This is a genomic window from Psychromarinibacter sediminicola (assembly GCF_029168335.1).
Classification (GTDB): domain Bacteria; phylum Pseudomonadota; class Alphaproteobacteria; order Rhodobacterales; family Rhodobacteraceae; genus Psychromarinibacter; species Psychromarinibacter sediminicola.
Map to the genome: position 1 here is coordinate 50,412 of NZ_JARGYC010000011.1, position 16,041 is coordinate 66,452.

A 16,041-nucleotide genomic window follows, 5' to 3' on the forward strand; every position below is an offset into this window, starting at 1 on the left:
CCCGGCGGGTGGCAGGCGGGTCACAGAACGAAAAACGGGCGGCTCCCGGCCGCCCGCATACGGGATAGGTGTCAAAGGCGCGCCGTCAGAGAAACCTTCAGAGGATCTTCTGCCCGGTCTTCTCCCAGTCCTTCAGGAAGCCTTCGATCCCCTTGTCGGTCAGCGGGTGCTCGGCCATCTTCTTGATCACGGCGGGCGGCGCCGTGGCCACGTCGGCGCCGATCTTGGCGGCCTCGGTCATGTGGTTCGGCGTGCGGATCGAGGCGGCGAGGATCTGCGTCTCGAAGCCGTAATTGTCATAGATCTCGCGGATATCCGCGATCAGCTGCATCCCGTCGATGTTGATATCGTCCAGCCGGCCGATGAAGGGCGAGATGAAGGTCGCACCCGCCTTCGCCGCCAGCAGTGCCTGGTTGGCCGAGAAGCACAGCGTGACATTGACCATGTGGCCGTCATCCGACAGCGCCTTGCAGGCCTTCAGCCCGTCCCAGGTCAGCGGCACCTTGATCGCGATGTTGTCGGCGATCTTCTTCAGCTCGTGGCCCTCGCGGATCATGCCGTCGGCGTCCAGCGCCACCGTCTCGGACGACACCGGCCCGTCGACCATGTCGCAGATTTCCTTGGTGACTTCCTTGATGTCCCGGCCGGATTTCATGATTAGGCTGGGGTTCGTGGTCACGCCGTCGACCATGCCAAGCTGATGCAGTTCGCGAATGGCGTCGACGTCGGCGGTATCGACGAAGAATTTCATGGGAGCCTCCTGTTGGCAGTGCGGTGCTTGCCAGTGACATATCGCGTGTTAGCGCTAATCGGAACCCCTCTCGCGACCCGGGCGGGGGCCGCGCGATGAGCGAGCCGTCCTTCTTCGACGAAGGCACGCTGATCGCCGTCCTGACGACCCAGCCGCTGGACAGGCTGCTGGACTACCGCGCGCCCGAGGGCGGCTGTTTCCTGGGCGCCTTCGTCGAGGTGCCGCTGGGGCCGCGCAAGGTGCTGGGCGTGGTCTGGGGGCCGGGGCTCGGCGACTTCGACAGATCGAAGATCCGGCCGGTGATCCGGGTGCTGGATGCCGCGCCGATGCTTGAAGAAATGCGACAATTCCTCGGCCGGGCGGCGGATTACACGCTGACGCCGATGCCCGCGATGCTGCGGCTTGCGACGCGCTCGCCGGGGCTGGGCGACCCGCCCTCGATGCGCAAGGTCTACCGGCTGGGCCATGCCGAGCCGGAGAGGATGACCGACGCGCGCCGGCGCGTGCTCGAGGTGCTGCGCGATTATGGCGGGCTGGCCTTCACGCTGGGCGAGCTGGCCGAGACGGCGGGGGTGACCGCGTCGGTCGTCAAGGGACTGGTGAAGCAGGGCGCGGTGCTGGAGGAGGAAAGCCCGCGCGACCAGCCCTACCGGCGGCTCGACCCGGACCTCGCGGGGATGACGCTGACCGACGACCAGGCGGCGGCGGCCGAACATCTGCGCGCCGGTATCCGTTCCGGCGCCTACGGCACCACCCTGCTGAAGGGCGTCACCGGTTCCGGCAAGACGGAAGTCTATCTCGAAGCCGTCGCCGAAACCCTGCGCCGCGGCCGGCAGGCGCTGGTCCTGCTGCCCGAGATCGCGCTGACGGCGGAGTTTCTCAAGCGCGTCGAGGAACGCTTCGGCGCGATGCCGGCGGAGTGGCATTCGGGCGTGACCATGACCGAGCGCCGCCGGGCCTGGCGCATGGTCGGGGAGGGCGGCGCACAGCTCGTCGTCGGCGCCCGCTCCGCCCTGTTCCTGCCGTTCCGCGACCTCGGGCTGATCGTGATCGACGAGGAACACGACACCTCCTACAAGCAGGAGGACGGCGTGCTGTACAACGCCCGCGACATGGCGGTGCTGCGCGCCTCGATCTGCGAGGCGCGGGTGATCCTGGCCTCGGCGACGCCCAGCTTGGAAAGCTGGGCCAATGTCGAAAGCGGGAAATATGAAAGGCTGACGCTGACATCGCGCTTCGGCGACGCGGAATTGCCGGATATGTCCACGATCGACATGCGGCAGGAGGAGCTGCCGTCGAACCGCTGGATCTCGCCCGCCCTGGTCGGCGAGGTGCGCAAGCGGCTGGAAGCGGGGGAGCAGTCGCTGCTGTTCCTGAACCGCCGCGGCTATGCGCCGGTGACGATCTGCCGGGCCTGCGGGCACCAGATCGGCTGCGATCACTGCGACGCGCGGATGGTGGAGCACCGATTCCTGAAGCGGCTCGTCTGCCACCAGTGCGGCGAGACGAAACCGATGCCCACCGTCTGTCCGTCCTGCGAGGCCGAGGATCGGCTGGCCCCTGTGGGGCCGGGGGTGGAGCGGTTGCAGGAAGAGGCGGTGAGCCTCTTTCCCGACGCCCGGATCGCGGTGCTGTCGTCGGATCTTTTTGGCTCGGCGCGGGCGCTGAAGGCGAAGGTGGAGGAGATCGCGCAAGGCGGGGCGGACATCGTGATCGGCACGCAGTTGGTGGCGAAGGGGCACAACTTTCCGCTGCTGACGCTGGTGGGGGTGATCGACGCGGATCTGGGGCTGCAGGGGTCGGACCTGCGCGCGGCGGAGCGGACGTTCCAGCTGATGCGGCAGGTGGCGGGCCGCGCGGGGCGTGCGGAGAAGCCCGGCGTGGCGCTGCTGCAGACCTATCAGCCGGAGCATCCGGTGATCCGGGCGATCCTGTCGGGCGACGAGGAAGGCTTCTGGGCCGCCGAGGCGGCGGAGCGCAAGCAGGCCGGCGTGCCGCCCTATGGCCGCATGGCGGGGATCGTGCTGTCCTCGCCGGACGTGCAGGAGGTGTTCGACCTGGGCGGGGTGCTGGCCCGGAACGATGCGCCGCTGCGGCGGATCGGGGCGCAGGTCTTCGGGCCGGCGCCGGCGCCGATCGCGCGGATCCGGGGGCGGCATCGGGTGCGGCTCTTGGTGAAGGCGGCGAAGACGGCGCCGCTGCAGGGGGCGCTGGCGGACTGGGTGGCGCAGGTGAAGCTGCCGGCGAACCTGCGGCTGGCGATAGATATTGACCCGCAGAGCTTCTATTGAGGGTCGCGTCCGAGGGTGTCCGAGGTTGGACGGGGTGGTAAGTAACGGATATTGTTATCGATAGCGGTAACAGGGGTTGGGCGTCCACGGGGCGCTGCACCGGATCAGCCGCGGGCGATTTCCACCAGCTTCGCGCGGCGTACCCGGTTGCACAGGCCCGCGGGGCGATCTCGGGCAGGCGCCCGTCCCGCTATGCGAGCCAGGCCGCGACGGCCTGCGCCACCTCTGCCATCGCCTCGGCGTGACCCTTGCCCGTCTGCCGCTTGCGCGGCTTCAGGTCGTGGTCGCCGTCCGCGACCCAGTCCACGCGGATCGCATCGGAGAGGGGATAGCCCGGCACCTCTTCGGCCGTGCCGAACGGATCGCGGGTGCCCTGGCAGATGAGGGTCGGGGTGCGCAGCCCTTCCAGATGCTCGGTCCGCAGCTTTTCCGGCTTGCCCGGCGGGTGGAACGGGTAGCCGAGGCAGAGAAGCCCCGCGATCCGGCCATCGGCCCATAACCGGTCCGCGACCATGCTGGCGACGCGGCCGCCCATCGACTTGCCGCCGATCACCAGTGGGGCGGCGACGGCCTCCACCGCCGCCAGGTACTCCTCATTCAGTGCCTCGGCCCGCGGCGGCGGCCGCTTCGCCCCGCCGCTGCGGCGCGCGGCCATGTAGCCGAACTCGAACCGCGCCACGCGCAGGCCCGCGGCGGCCAGCGCCTCGGCCGCGAGCGTCATTGCGGGCGCGTCCATCGCGGCGCCGGCGCCGTGGGCGAGCAGGATCGTCGCCGGGGTGTCCTCCGGCCCGTTCCACAGGAATTCCATCGGTTGAACCTCCGTCGCGTCGGGCTTCCGCTTGGCCGTGCCGGGCGCTAGCATCCCGGAAAATCCGAGGGGAGGACAGGCATGAAATTCGGCATCGGGCAGAGCGTCGCCCGCAAGGAGGATGCGCGGTTCCTGACCGGCCGCGCGCGATATGTCGCGGATATCGAGCGGCCGCGGATGCTGCACGCCGTCGTGCTGCGCGCGCCGGTGGCGCATGGCCGGCTGAACGGAATCGAGACGGAGGCGGCCAAGGCGGCGCCGGGCGTCGCGGCGGTGCTGACCGGCGCGGACTGTGCCGCCGACGGGATCGGGGGGCTATCCTGCCACACGCTGTTCCCGGGGATGCACCAGGTGAAATCGGCGCCGCCGATGCCGGCGCTCGCCACCGACCGGCTGACCCATGTGGGCGCGCCGGTGGCGCTGATCCTGGCCGACAGCCTGGCGGCGGCGCGGGACGCGGCCGAGCTGGTGGAACTGGACTACGAGGAGCTGGACCCGGTACTGACGCCGGCGGCCGCCATGGCCGAGGGGGCGCCGGTGCTGCATGCGGGCGCCGAGGACAACCTGGCCTTCACCGTGGCGCTGGGCGATGCGGGCGCCACCGAGGCCGCGTTGGCCGCCGCGGCCCATGTCACGCGGCTGGAGCTTCACAACAACCGCCTGTCGGCCAACGCGATCGAGATGCGCGCGACGCTGGCCGAATGGGACAGGCGCGACGGGCGGTTGACGGTCCACACCTCGACCCAGAACCCGCATTCGGTGAAGAGCGACGTGGCCGGCGCGCTGGGTCTGCCGGAGACGCAGGTGCGGGTGCTGGCGCCCGATGTGGGCGGCGGATTCGGGATGAAGGGGGCCGTGTATCCCGAGGACGTGCTGGTGGCCTGGGCGGCCAAGCGGCTGGAGCGGCCGGTGCTGTGGCAGGCGGACCGGGCGGAGTCGCTCCTGTCGGACTATCACGGGCGCGACCAGACCGTCACGGCCGAGCTGGGCTTCGACGGGGACGGCCGGATCGCCGCGCTGCGGGTGACGATGGACTATAACCAGGGGGCGCATCTCGCCTCCGGCGGCGGCGTCGCGGCGATGTTCGCCAGCACGCTGGCCACCGGCTGCTACGACATTCCGGTCGCCCATACCTACGCGCGCGGGGTCTACACCAACACCGCGCCGACCCAGCCCTATCGCGGTGCCGGGCGACCCGAGGCGAGCTATCTGATCGAGCGGCTGATGGACAAGGCTGCGGCCGAGCTGGGCGAGGACCGGGTGGCGCTGCGGCGAAAGAACCTGATTTCGGCCGGGGCGATGCCCTACAAGACGCCGCTGCTCTACACGATCGACGGGGGCGACTATGCGGCGGTTCTGGACCGGGCGCTGGCGGCGGCCGACTGGGACGGCGCGGCGGCGCGCAAGGCCGCGGCGGAGACAAAGGGCCGGCGCCGGGGCATCGGCCTGGCGGTCCACATGGAGAATGCCGGGCTCGCCAACGAGGGCGCCGAGATCCGGTTCGACCCCTCGGGCGGCGTGACCGTTCTGGCGGGCACCTTCAGCCACGGGCAGGGGCACGAGACGGTCTATGCGCAGATGGTGTCGGACTGGCTGGGCGTGCCGTTCGAGACGGTCCGCGTCGTGCAGGGGGACACCGACGCGGTGTCGTTCGGGCGCGGCACCGTGGCGTCGCGGTCGATGATCAACGGCGGCGGCGCGATCCGGGGCGCGGCCGACGAAGTGATCGAGAAAGGCAAGGCGATGGCCGCGCATCTGATGGAAGTGTCGCCGGCGGATGTGGAGTTCGCCGAGGGCACCTTCTCGGTCGCCGGCACCGACAAGGCGATGCCGATCCGGCAGATCGCGGCGTTGTCCTTCAAGCCGATCTTCCCGCCGGAGCTGGGGATGGGCCTGCACGGGCAGCACGATTTCCTGCTGCAGGGCTTCGCCTTCCCGAACGGCTGCCAGATCTGCGAGGTCGAGGTCGACCCGGAGACCGGGGTGGTGGAACTGGTGCAGCTGACTTCGGTCGACGATGTGGGCACGGTGGTGAACCCGATGCTGCTGGAGGGCCAGATCGTCGGCGGCATCGCGCAGGGGATGGGCCAGGCGCTGATGGAGGACGTGGCCTATGACGGCGAGACCGGGCAGCTGTTGTCCGGCAGCTTCATGGACTATGCGATGCCGCGGGCGGGCGACGTACCGCCGGTGCGGTTCGAGGTGCTGTCGACGGACACGCAGAGCAACCCGCTGGGCGCGAAGGGCGCCGGCGAGGCCGGGACCGTGGGGGCGACGCCGGTGGTGATGTCGGCCGTGCTGGACGCGCTGGCGCCGCTGGGGGTGCGCGAGCTGGCGCTGCCGGCCAGCCCGCAGCGGGTCTGGGCCGCGATCCGCGCGGCGGAGGGATAGGCTGCCTCCGGGGCGATCGTGGCATCTTCGGTCGGGCGGCGCGCTGCGGGAATTCTATCGGCGCGCGGCGGCCGGTGCAGAAATTCCTTCTGCTATCCGCCGGCAGAACAGTCGGAAACCCTTCGGAAAACCACCTAGATCAGCCGCATACGCACATTCCAACCGAAAGGAGGTCGCCATGCGGCACGACCGGCCGCGCACCGGGCTGGCGCCCGAGGATCCGAAGCTCTTGCGCAGCTTTTCCTATATCGACGGCAAGTGGCGCGCCGCCGCCGACGGCAGCGTGCTGACCATCTCCGACCCCGCCGACGGCTCGGTCGTGGGCGAGGTCGCGAGCCTGTCCGCCGAGGAAAGCGCGGCGGCGGTGGACGCGGCGCAGGCGGCGTTTCCGGGCTGGTCCGGCTGGCTGCCGCAGGCGCGGTCCACGGTGCTGCGGCGCTGGTTCGACCTGATGATCGAGCACAAGGAGGACCTGGCCCGGATCATGGTGGCCGAGCAGGGCAAGCCGATCTCGGAGGCGCGCGGCGAGATCGACTATGCCGCGAGCTTCGTGGAATACTACGCAGAGGAGGCCAAGCGCCCGAACGTGGAGGGCGTGACCAGCCACCTGCCGGATGCCGAGGTCGAACTGTGGCTTGAGCCGATGGGCGTGGTGGCGCTGATCACGCCGTGGAACTTCCCCTCGGCGATGCTGACGCGCAAGGCGGCCGCGGCGCTGGCGGCGGGCTGCACCGTGGTGGCGCATCCGTCGTCGGAGACGCCCTATTCGGCCACCGCTCTGGCGGAGCTGGCCGAGCGGGCCGGCCTGCCCGCGGGCGTGTTCAACGTGGTCACCGGCCGCGCCTCGACCGTGGTGCCGCCCTGGACCTCGGATGCGCGGGTGCGGGCGCTGTCCTTCACCGGCTCGACCGAGGTGGGGCGGCTGCTCTACCGCGACAGCGCGGAGACCATCAAGAAGCTGGTGATGGAGCTGGGCGGCCACGCGCCGGTCATCGTGTTCAAGGGCTGCGACCTGGACGAGGCGGTGGCGGAATCGATCAAGGCCAAGTTCGCCACGTCGGGCCAGGACTGCCTGGGCGCCAACCGCATCTACGTGGAGCGGCCGGTCTACGAGGCGTTCTGCGAGAAGTTCGTGGCGGCGACGCAGGCGATGACCGTGGGCCGCGGCATGGACGATCCCGACATCGGCCCGCTGATGAACGAGAAGGCCGTGGCCAAGCAGGAGGAGCACGTCGCCGACGCGCTGGACAAGGGCGCCAAGCTGGCCTGCGGCGGCAAGCGCCACGCGCTGGGGACGCTGTTCTACGAGCCGACGGTGCTGACCGACGTGCCGGCCGACGCCGCGATCCTGCACGAGGAGACCTTCGGCCCGGTGGCGCCCATCGTCCCCTTCGACACCGAAGAAGAGGTCGTGGCGCGCGCCAACGACACCGAGTACGGCCTGGTCGCCTACCTGCACAGCCTCGACCCCCGGCGCATCTACCGCGTCAGCCGGGCGCTGCAATACGGCATGGTGGCGGTGAACCGCACCAAGGTCACCGGCGCCCCGATCCCGTTCGGCGGCACCAAGCAGTCCGGCCTGGGCCGCGAGGGCGCGCGGCTGGGGATGCAGGAATTCATGGAACTGAAATACGTCTGCCGCGACTGGGCATGAGCGCTACGAAAGGAACAACAACATGCTGAAGAACGACATGCTGGACCAGTGGGACAGGGATTACTTCTTCCATCCCTCCACCCACCTGGCGCAATTCGCCCGCGGCGAGGCCCCGAACCGGATCGTCACCGGCGGCAAGGGCTGTCACATCGAGGACCGCGACGGCAACCGGCTGCTGGATGCCTTCGCCGGGCTCTACTGCGTGAACGTGGGCTACGGCCGCCCCGAGATCGCCGAGGCCATCGCCGAGCAGGCGCGCGAGCTGTCCTACTACCACGCCTATGTCGGCCATGGCACCGAAGCCTCCATCACGCTTGCCAAGATGATCCTGGAGCGGGCGCCGGACGGCATGTCCAAGGTCTATTTCGGCCTGGGCGGCTCGGACGCGAACGAGACCAACGTGAAGCTGGTCTGGTACTACAACAACATCCTGGGCCGGCCCGAGAAGAAGAAGATCATCTCGCGCTGGCGCGGCTATCACGGCTCGGGCCTGATGACCGGCTCGCTCACCGGGCTGGAGCTGTTCCACAGGAAGTTCGATCTGCCGCTGAGCCAGGTCATCCATACCGAGGCGCCGTACTACTATCGCCGCCCCGACCTGAACATGTCCGAGGAGGCGTTCACCGCCTGGTGCGCCGCCGAGCTGGAGCAGCTGATCGAGCGCGAGGGCCCCGACACCATCGCCGCCTTCATCGGCGAGCCGGTGCTGGGCACGGGCGGTATCGTGCCGCCGCCGGCCGGCTACTGGGAGGCGATCCAGCCGATCCTGAAAAAGCACGACATCCTGCTGATCGCGGACGAGGTCGTCACGGGCTTCGGCCGGCTGGGCAGCATGACGGGCTCGGACCATTACGGCCTGACGCCCGACATCATGACCATCGCCAAGGGGCTCACCTCGGCCTATGCGCCGCTGTCGGGCTCCATCGTCGGCGACCGCGTGTGGCAGGTGCTGGAGCAGGGGACCGACGAGTTGGGCCCCATCGGCCATGGCTGGACCTATTCGGCCCACCCGATCGGCGCCGCCGCGGGCATCGCCAACCTGCAGCTGATCGACGAGCTGGGACTGGTGGAGAATGCCGGCACGACCGGCGCGCATTTCCGCAAGGCCATGGCGGAGGCCATCGGTGCCCACGCGCATGTCGGCGACATCCGCGGCGAGGGGATGATGTGCGCGGTGGAGTTCGTGAAAGACCGCGACACGCGCCGCTTCTTCGACGCCTCCGAAAAGGTCGGCGCCCGCGTCACCGAGGCGCTTCTGGCCGAGGGGGTGATCGGCCGGTCGATGCCGCAGGGCGACATCCTGGGCTTCGCGCCGCCGCTCTGCCTGACGCCGGCGGAGGCCGAGGAGATCGCCGGCAAGACGGCGAAGGCCGTGGCGAAGGTCCTGGGCTGAGACGACCCCGCGGCGCGTTCCGGGCGACCGGGGCGCGCCGGCCCCCCGGGGCCGCCGCGCTACCCCTCGGGCAGCGGGTCCGGCCCGTCCTTCACCGGCTTGGTCACGATGTAGCCGTAATAGCGCTCGATCCCCAGCCCCGCGTCCAGGAGGCGGTCCATCAGCCGCTGATAGGCGTCGACATCCGCCACCACCAGCCGCAGCATATAGTCCACGCCGCCGCCCAGCGCCCAGCAGGTCCGCACCTCGCGCGCTGCTGTCATCGCCTCCTCGAATCGGCGGAAATCCTCGGCCCGGTGGCCCGACAACACGATCTCCACCAGCACCTCGGTCGCCGGGGCGATCCGGCGCACGTCGACCATCGCGCGGTAGCCGGTGATGTAGCCCGCCGCCTCCAGCTTCTTCAGCCGTTCCCAGCAGGGGCTTGGCGACAGGTTCACGGCCTCGGCCAGCGCGACCTTGGTCATGCGGCCGTTCACCTGCAACTCGCGCAGGATCGCCATGTCGTAGCCGTCAAGCTTCGGTTGCCGCGCCATGCCGCCCGTTTTTCCTTGTTCCGCATCCGGTTATAGGGGGCGCGCGGCGGAATGGCCATGCGGGCCGGTCCGGCCCGCGACAGCGCGGTTTCGCCGCATGCCGGGCGGCTTTTCCCGGCGCGATTGACGTGCATCAACACAGATGTCGCGCAAGTCTGAAACGACTGGCCGCGAAACGAACAGGATGTCGGCATCGGCGCGGGCCGGTGCGCGCAGAGCCGGAGGAAGACCCCATGTCGCAGACCTCACAGGAGCCAGCGCCGGGCGCGGCCGAGCCGGTCCCGGGCCGGGCGCTCGACCGGGCGCTGAGCGCGATGCAGGCGCAGACGACGATGGGCATGTCGCCCCGATCGGCCGCGGCCGCCTGGGCGGACTGGCTGAGTGCCGCCGCGCGGGCGCCGGGGCTTCAGCGCGAATGGGCCGAGCGGGCCTGGCGCAACCAGTGGCGCGCGCTGCAGGGGCTGGCCGACCCGGCGCTGGGGTTCCAGCCCGAGCCCGGCGACCGCCGCTTCGACCACGAGGCCTGGGACCAGTGGCCGTTCCGCGCCTGGAAGCAGTCGTTTCTGGCGGCGCAGGACTGGTGGGGCTTTGCCACGCAGGGCCAGCGCGGCATGCGCAAGCGCAGCGCCGAGCGGGTGAACTTCATGGTGCGGCAGATGCTGGACATGGCGTCGCCGTCGAACAACCCGGCGCTGAACCCCAAGGTTCTGCAGGCCACGGCAGAAAGCGGCGGGCTGAACCTGATGCGCGGCGCCGGGCACCTGGCAGAGGATGCGGTGGCCGAACTGGCGGGCGTGCCGAAACAGTCCGAGACGTTCGAGGTCGGCCGCACGGTGGCGACGACGCCCGGGCAGGTCGTCTATCGCAACGACATCTTCGAGCTGATCCAGTACGCGCCGCAGACCGAGACGGTGCAGCCCGAGCCGGTGCTGATCGTGCCGGCCTGGATCATGAAATACTACATTCTCGACCTCAGCCCGAAGAACTCGCTGATCTCGTACCTGGTGGAGCAGGGCTTCACCGTCTTCTGCATCTCCTGGTGCAACCCGACGGAGGCGCAGCGCAACCTGTCGCTCGACGACTACCGCGCGCGGGGGGTCATGGCGGCGCTGGACGCGATCGGCCGGATATGCCCGGACACCCGGGTTCACGCCTGTGGCTACTGCCTGGGCGGCACGATCCTGAGCATCGCGGCGGCGGTCATGGCGCGGAGCAACGACACGCGGCTGGCCTCGATCACCCTGCTGGCGGCGCAGACCGATTTCTCGGAAGCCGGCGAGCTGATGCTGTTCGTCGACGAGGCGCAGGTCGCCTATCTGGAAGACCTGATGTGGGCGCAGGGCTATCTGGATCAGAAACAGATGGCCGGCGCCTTCCGGGTGCTTCGGGCGAACGACCTGATCTGGTCGCGGCTGATCCGGCGGTACATGCTGGGCGAGGAGGAGCGCGAGTTCGACATCGGCGCCTGGAGCGACGACACCACGCGGATGCCCTACCGGATGCATTCGGAGTATCTGCGCGGGCTGTTCCTGGAGAACCGGCTGACCTCGGGGCGGTTCGCGGTGGACGGCCGGGTCGTGGCGCTGAGCGATATCGCGGCGCCGATGTTCGTGTTGGGCACGGAGGAGGACCATATCGCGCCGTGGCGCTCGGTCTACAAGGTCTCGCTGTTCACCGATGCCGACCTGACCTTCGTGCTGACGAGCGGCGGCCATAACGGCGGCATCCTGAGCGAGCCGGGGCACCCGCATCGCAGCCACCGCATCGGCCACCGGGCGCCGGACGATCACTATGCCGACCCGGACACCTGGTTCCAGCAGCACCAGCCGCAGGAGGGGTCGTGGTGGCCCGTCTGGGCGGACTGGCTGACCGCGCGGCAGGCGGGCGCGCCGGTGGTGCCGCCGCCGATGGGTGCGCCGGAGGCGGGGCTGCCGCCGCTGGATCCGGCGCCGGGGCGGTACGTCCTGCAGCGGTGAGGCGCCGGGGCGCGCTGCGCGACCTTCACCCGCTCTTCGAAATAGGGCGTGCGGTCTTCGGGCCGGAGCATCGGTCGTCCTCCCCCCGGTGCGTCACCGACTCGCGGCGGGGCGGGACGCATTGACGGCGGTCAACGGGTGCGGGCGCGCGTGTCCCGGATCGCGGCGGCCGTGTCGTCGGGGTCCGTCTCGGCCGACAGGACGATCCAGTCCATCGCGCCGGGGTCGCGCCGGAGCTGCGCGTCCAGCACCTGCGTCGTCGCGTCGGAATCGCTGCCCTGCCGGGCCTCCAGCCGCCGGCGCAGCACCTCCGGCGCGGCCTGCAGCCAGACCCCCTGAAACGGCACGCCGGCGCTCTCGGCGACCGACCGGATCGCCGCGCGGCGGTCGGGCCGGTCATAGACCGCGTCCGCCACGACGGCGGCGCCGGACGCCAGCAGGGCGCCGGCCCGCGTCGCCATCTCGCCATAGACCTTGTCGGATGTCTCCGGCGTGTAGGCCGAGTCGGGCAGGCGGGTGGTCGAGGGCACGCCGAACATCGCCTTGCGCAGCCTGTCGCTTTCGAGAAGCCGCGCGCCGGGCGGGGCGCCCAGATGCGGCGCCAGCGCCTCGGCCACGGTGGTCTTGCCGCTGCCGCTGAGCCCGCCGACGGCCACCAGCCGCGGCGGCGCCGGGCGCAAGTGCGCCAGCGCGAGGTCGTAATAGGCCCGCGCCGCGCGGGCCTTGTCGTCGTCGCCCTCCTCGGCCTGCGTCGCGGTGACATGCGCCCGCACCGCCGCGCGCAGCGCGGTGAAATAGGGCAGGAGCGCAAAGCCGTCCTCGCCCCCCGCCGCGTCGAGGTAGCGGTTCACCACCAGGTTGGCATAGGCCGTCATCTCCCGGTGCCAGAGATCCATGGCCAGGAAGGCCAGGTCATACAGCACGTCGACCGTCGCCAGCCGGTCGCTGAAGTCGATGCAGTCGAACAGCCGCGGGCGGCCGCGGAACAGGCAGATGTTGCGCAGGTGCAGGTCGCCGTGACAGCGCCGGAGCGCGCCGTCCCGCGCCCGCCGGTCCAGCAGATCCCGGTGCCGCTCCAGCCCGTCCCGGAAAGCGCTGTCGATCTCCGCGACCTCGGCGTCCGAGAAGACATGGCTTTCGCCGAACCCGGCATGGTTGATGTCGAGCACGCCCGCGATGTTCTCCGCGCCGCTCTCGTCCTCGACCACCGGGGCCTGTTCGTGCGCCGCCGCGACGACGTCGGCCACCTCGCGCATCAGCGGCGCCGACAGCCGGCCGTCCGTCGCCATGCGGTCGAGCAGGAGGGTCTGGTCGAACCGCTCCATCTCCAGCACGGCATCGACCAGGTCGCCGTCGCCGTCGAAGGCGAGCCCGGCATCGGTGCGGGTGATCCGGCGCACGCGGCGGTAGAGGTCCGGCGTGATCGCGCTGTTCAGCGCCAGTTCCTTGCGGCAGCCGTCCAGCCGGATCTGCGGCGTCGAGAAATCCGCATAGGGCAGATGCACGGCGCGCTTCAGCTTGTAGGCCCGGTCGCCGGTCAGGAAGATATGCGAGATATGGGTCTCGACCGTCTCGACGGCCCGGCCGCCATGGGTCGCGGGATCGGACAGAAAGGCGATCGCCGCGCTCTGGTCCTGCACCTGCATTCCGATTCCCCTTGCGGCCGCCGGACAGCGTCGACCGCGAGCAGCCGGTCGCGGCGGCCGGTTTGACCGGTGTCGAGCGCCCCCTGGCGCGGCCCGGGCGCGGGTCAGTCGTCGCGTTCCCCGGCGCCTCCGGCGAGTGTCTCGAACACCTCGATATCGGTCGGATAGTCTTCGCCGGACTCCTCTGCAAGTAGATCGATGTCGCGGATCTCGACGAGATACGGCGTCTTCAGCGCGATGGCGCCCGCATCGGCGAGCGCATGGAACGCCCGGCTGATCGATTCCTGCCGCGTGCCGGGCAAGTGCGCGCTCGAGCTGCACTGCCGGGCGGGCGCGCTTGACTGCCGTGCCATCGTGGCCGCGCCGAGGATGCTGGGCGTTCTGCGGCGCGGGATGCCGGAGCGGCTGCGGCCGGTCCCGACAGGCATCGCGCCGGCGGGGCGGCCCGCCGGTCCTGCGCCACCGCTAGTCGGGGGGCGCGGCGGGCTCGGCGCCGGAGACCAGGAGCGCCTGCGCCACCATGTCGGCCGCCGAGGGGCTGAGCGCGACGGGCGTGTCGTGCAGCATCGCCAGCCGGGTGAGCGCCTGCAGGTCGGCGTCGCCGCCATGCGGCACGGTCGGGTCGGCGAAGAAGATGACCGCGTCCAGCTCTCCGGTCGCGATCAGCGCGCCCAGCTGCTGGTCGCCGCCCCGCGCACCGCGTTGCAGGCGTTTCACCGTCAGCGCCGGGGCGGCGTCGGCGATCATCCGCCCGGTGCCGCCGGTGCAGATCAGCTGGTGCCCGGCGAGCCTGTCGGCGTGCCGCGAGACCCAGGCGCGCAGCTGCGTCTTGCGCGTGTCGTGCGCGGCCAGCGCGATGCGGCGCGGTGCGGTCGCGGCGGCCCGGGCGCGACCGGTGATCGCCAGGATGGCACGGACTTGCGCGGCGAACCCCGGCGCGTCGGCCGGAAACGCCCCGGCCAGCGCCGCGGTGCCCACGGTGAAGCCCGCGGCGCCGGCCTCGGCGATCTCGCGCACCCGGGCCGCGCTGTCGATGCTGCCGGCCATGATCACCGGCTTGTCCGCCGCCGCGCAGACCTGCGCCATCAGCTCCGGCACGTCGCCCCGGAAGCGATAGGCCAGCAGGTCCAGCCCGTGCACGTATTCCAGATCGGCCAGGCGGCGGGCGGAGTCGACGATGTCCGCCGCCGGGCCTTCCAGAACCGACGGGTGCCCGGTGATGCGGCCGGGAAACGGATAGTAGCGCACCGGGTGGTTGCGGGTCAGGGCCGTCACGTCCTCGGCGCGCGTGCCGCCCAGCAGGCAGTCGACGTCCAGGTCCACCGCCGCGCGGGCCGAGGCGATCTCGCTGTCGGCGTCGAGGCTGACCACCTCCAGGTAGGAGCGGCCGCCGGCGGCCCGGATCTCGTCGGCGAGCCCCTTCAGGTCGGCGAAGGGCAGGCCCACGTCCTTGAACCCGATATGCCGGACGCCGCCTTCCAGCGCCTCGCCCAGCCGGGCGCGAGCGTCCGGGATGGTCCGGTCGTCGGCGGTCAGCATCAGGATGAAGTCGAAGGCCATGGCGGCGGCTCCTTCAGGCGGGTGGCAGCGTCGCGGCGGGTCGGGTCCAGCTTTGCGCCGCCTCGGCGATGCGCAGATGCGGCGCGCCGAGGCTGGCCTCGATCAGCGCGTCCAGGTGGCCGAGGGCGGCGCGCGCGGGCAGGCCGGCCGCGATCAGGGCGGCGAACACGTCGCCGACGCCGTGCGGGACGCCGTCGCGCAGCGGCCGGCCGAGCAGCTCGGCGCCGTCCCGCGTCACCGTCAGAACCCCAGTCCGCGCCGGACCGTCGGGCACCGAGGTGACATGGATCGTCCGCGCCCGGCCCGCGCCCATCAGGCCCTGCGCCGCGGTCCGGGCGCTGTCGCGCGTCTCCGCCGGCCCGCCGGCGAGCCATCCCAGCTCGAAGAGGTTGGGCGTCAGCACGTCGGCCAGCGGAACCAGCCGGTCGCGCAGGGCGGCGGCCGCGTCTTCGGGCAGGTACAGACCCTTGGGCGCGTCGCCGAGCACCGGGTCCACCACGACGCGGAGCGGCCGCTCTGCCGCCGCGCGCAGCCGGTCCACGAGGTCGGCGGCGAAGGCCACATGCGCCGCGCCGGGCAGATAGCCAGTCAGCACCGCGTCCTGCCCGTGCAGGAACCCGTTGGCGTCCAGCGCATCGACCATTTCGGCAAGCGTCTCCGGCGGAACCGGGTGCCCCGCGGCACGGGGCCAGCCGGGATGGTTCGACAGGACGACCGTCGGAAGCTGCGTCACCGTATGGCCCAGCGCCTGCAGCACCGGCGCAGCCGCGGACAGGCCCACATGTCCGTGGGCCACCCAGCTCGACAGGATCAGGATTCGGGCCAAGATCGTGCGCTCCCATCCCCCAACTCACCCGCCGGTCGCCCGCGCGGCCGCGAGGGGCGCGGTCATGCCGCTTGACCCTCCGACGCCCTTGAAATACAGACTGTCGGGCCCCGCGGGTATAGCTTAATGGTAAAGCCCCTGCCTTCCAAGCAGGTGATGTCGGTTCGATTCCGTCTACCCGCTCCAGGCCCGCTCCGCAAACCGCGCCA

Annotated in this window: 12 protein-coding genes and 1 tRNA gene; 6 read left to right on the forward strand and 7 right to left on the reverse strand. The window is 70.9% G+C overall.

Annotated elements, in window-relative coordinates; translation table 11 throughout:
• Nucleotides 1–97 precede the first annotated feature (97 nt).
• Nucleotides 98–751 carry a fructose-6-phosphate aldolase gene (fsa, locus tag P1J78_RS06140; RefSeq protein ID WP_275566448.1) on the reverse strand — a complete coding sequence of 218 codons (654 nt, stop codon included), beginning with the start codon at nt 749–751 and terminating at the stop codon, nt 98–100.
• Between the two features lie 95 nt (nt 752–846).
• On the opposite strand from fsa, the gene P1J78_RS06145 reads away from it, so the two are divergent.
• The gene (locus tag P1J78_RS06145; RefSeq protein ID WP_275566449.1) at nt 847–3,042 is read left to right on the forward strand and encodes a primosomal protein N'; all 2,196 of its coding nucleotides are present in this window, start codon (nt 847–849) and stop codon (nt 3,040–3,042) included.
• 190 nt (nt 3,043–3,232) lie between these two features.
• Here P1J78_RS06145 and P1J78_RS06150 read toward each other — a convergent pair whose 3' ends face one another.
• A complete protein-coding gene (locus tag P1J78_RS06150) occupies nt 3,233–3,850 on the reverse strand; it encodes an alpha/beta family hydrolase (protein ID WP_275566450.1) in 618 nt (205 codons plus the stop codon).
• Nucleotides 3,851–3,931: 81 nt separating this feature from the next.
• On the opposite strand from P1J78_RS06150, the gene P1J78_RS06155 reads away from it, so the two are divergent.
• The 3 genes from P1J78_RS06155 (at nt 3,932) to P1J78_RS06165 (ending at nt 9,288) form a co-directional block, all read left to right on the forward strand.
• Nucleotides 3,932–6,241 carry a xanthine dehydrogenase family protein molybdopterin-binding subunit gene (locus P1J78_RS06155; RefSeq protein WP_275566451.1) on the forward strand — a complete coding sequence of 770 codons (2,310 nt, stop codon included), beginning with the start codon at nt 3,932–3,934 and terminating at the stop codon, nt 6,239–6,241.
• 178 nt (nt 6,242–6,419) lie between these two features.
• Entirely contained in the window at nt 6,420–7,895 is a 1,476-nt protein-coding gene (locus P1J78_RS06160; RefSeq protein WP_275566452.1) for an NAD-dependent succinate-semialdehyde dehydrogenase, read from the forward strand.
• Nucleotides 7,896–7,917: 22 nt separating this feature from the next.
• Nucleotides 7,918–9,288: an aspartate aminotransferase family protein gene (locus P1J78_RS06165; RefSeq protein ID WP_275566453.1), complete on the forward strand. Its 1,371-nt coding sequence runs from the start codon at nt 7,918–7,920 to the stop codon at nt 9,286–9,288.
• A gap of 59 nt (nt 9,289–9,347) precedes the next feature.
• Here the strand turns inward: P1J78_RS06165 and P1J78_RS06170 are convergent, their stop codons facing one another.
• Complete coding sequence (locus P1J78_RS06170; protein WP_275566454.1) at nt 9,348–9,824, reverse strand: Lrp/AsnC family transcriptional regulator; 477 nt, start codon at nt 9,822–9,824, stop codon at nt 9,348–9,350.
• A 233-nt stretch (nt 9,825–10,057) separates the two neighbouring features.
• Between P1J78_RS06170 and P1J78_RS06175 the strand changes: the two genes are divergently transcribed.
• Nucleotides 10,058–11,800 (forward strand): PHA/PHB synthase family protein, encoded by a 1,743-nt coding sequence (locus P1J78_RS06175; protein WP_275566455.1) that lies wholly within the window; start codon nt 10,058–10,060, stop codon nt 11,798–11,800.
• A gap of 131 nt (nt 11,801–11,931) precedes the next feature.
• Here the strand turns inward: P1J78_RS06175 and P1J78_RS06180 are convergent, their stop codons facing one another.
• From P1J78_RS06180 to P1J78_RS06195, 4 genes are all read right to left on the reverse strand, one after another.
• Nucleotides 11,932–13,446 carry a bifunctional aminoglycoside phosphotransferase/ATP-binding protein gene (locus tag P1J78_RS06180; protein ID WP_275566456.1) on the reverse strand — a complete coding sequence of 505 codons (1,515 nt, stop codon included), beginning with the start codon at nt 13,444–13,446 and terminating at the stop codon, nt 11,932–11,934.
• A gap of 104 nt (nt 13,447–13,550) precedes the next feature.
• A complete protein-coding gene (locus tag P1J78_RS06185; RefSeq protein ID WP_275566457.1) occupies nt 13,551–13,874 on the reverse strand; it encodes a helix-turn-helix domain-containing protein in 324 nt (107 codons plus the stop codon).
• A 37-nt stretch (nt 13,875–13,911) separates the two neighbouring features.
• Nucleotides 13,912–15,006, reverse strand: coding sequence for a methylglyoxal synthase (locus P1J78_RS06190; protein ID WP_275566458.1), 1,095 nt, complete (start codon nt 15,004–15,006; stop codon nt 13,912–13,914).
• Nucleotides 15,007–15,019: 13 nt separating this feature from the next.
• Nucleotides 15,020–15,832, reverse strand: a complete 813-nt coding sequence (locus tag P1J78_RS06195; protein ID WP_275566459.1) for a bifunctional hydroxymethylpyrimidine kinase/phosphomethylpyrimidine kinase — start codon at nt 15,830–15,832, stop codon at nt 15,020–15,022.
• 112 nt (nt 15,833–15,944) lie between these two features.
• On the opposite strand from P1J78_RS06195, the gene P1J78_RS06200 reads away from it, so the two are divergent.
• Nucleotides 15,945–16,018, forward strand: a tRNA-Gly gene (locus P1J78_RS06200).
• Nucleotides 16,019–16,041 lie beyond the last annotated feature (23 nt).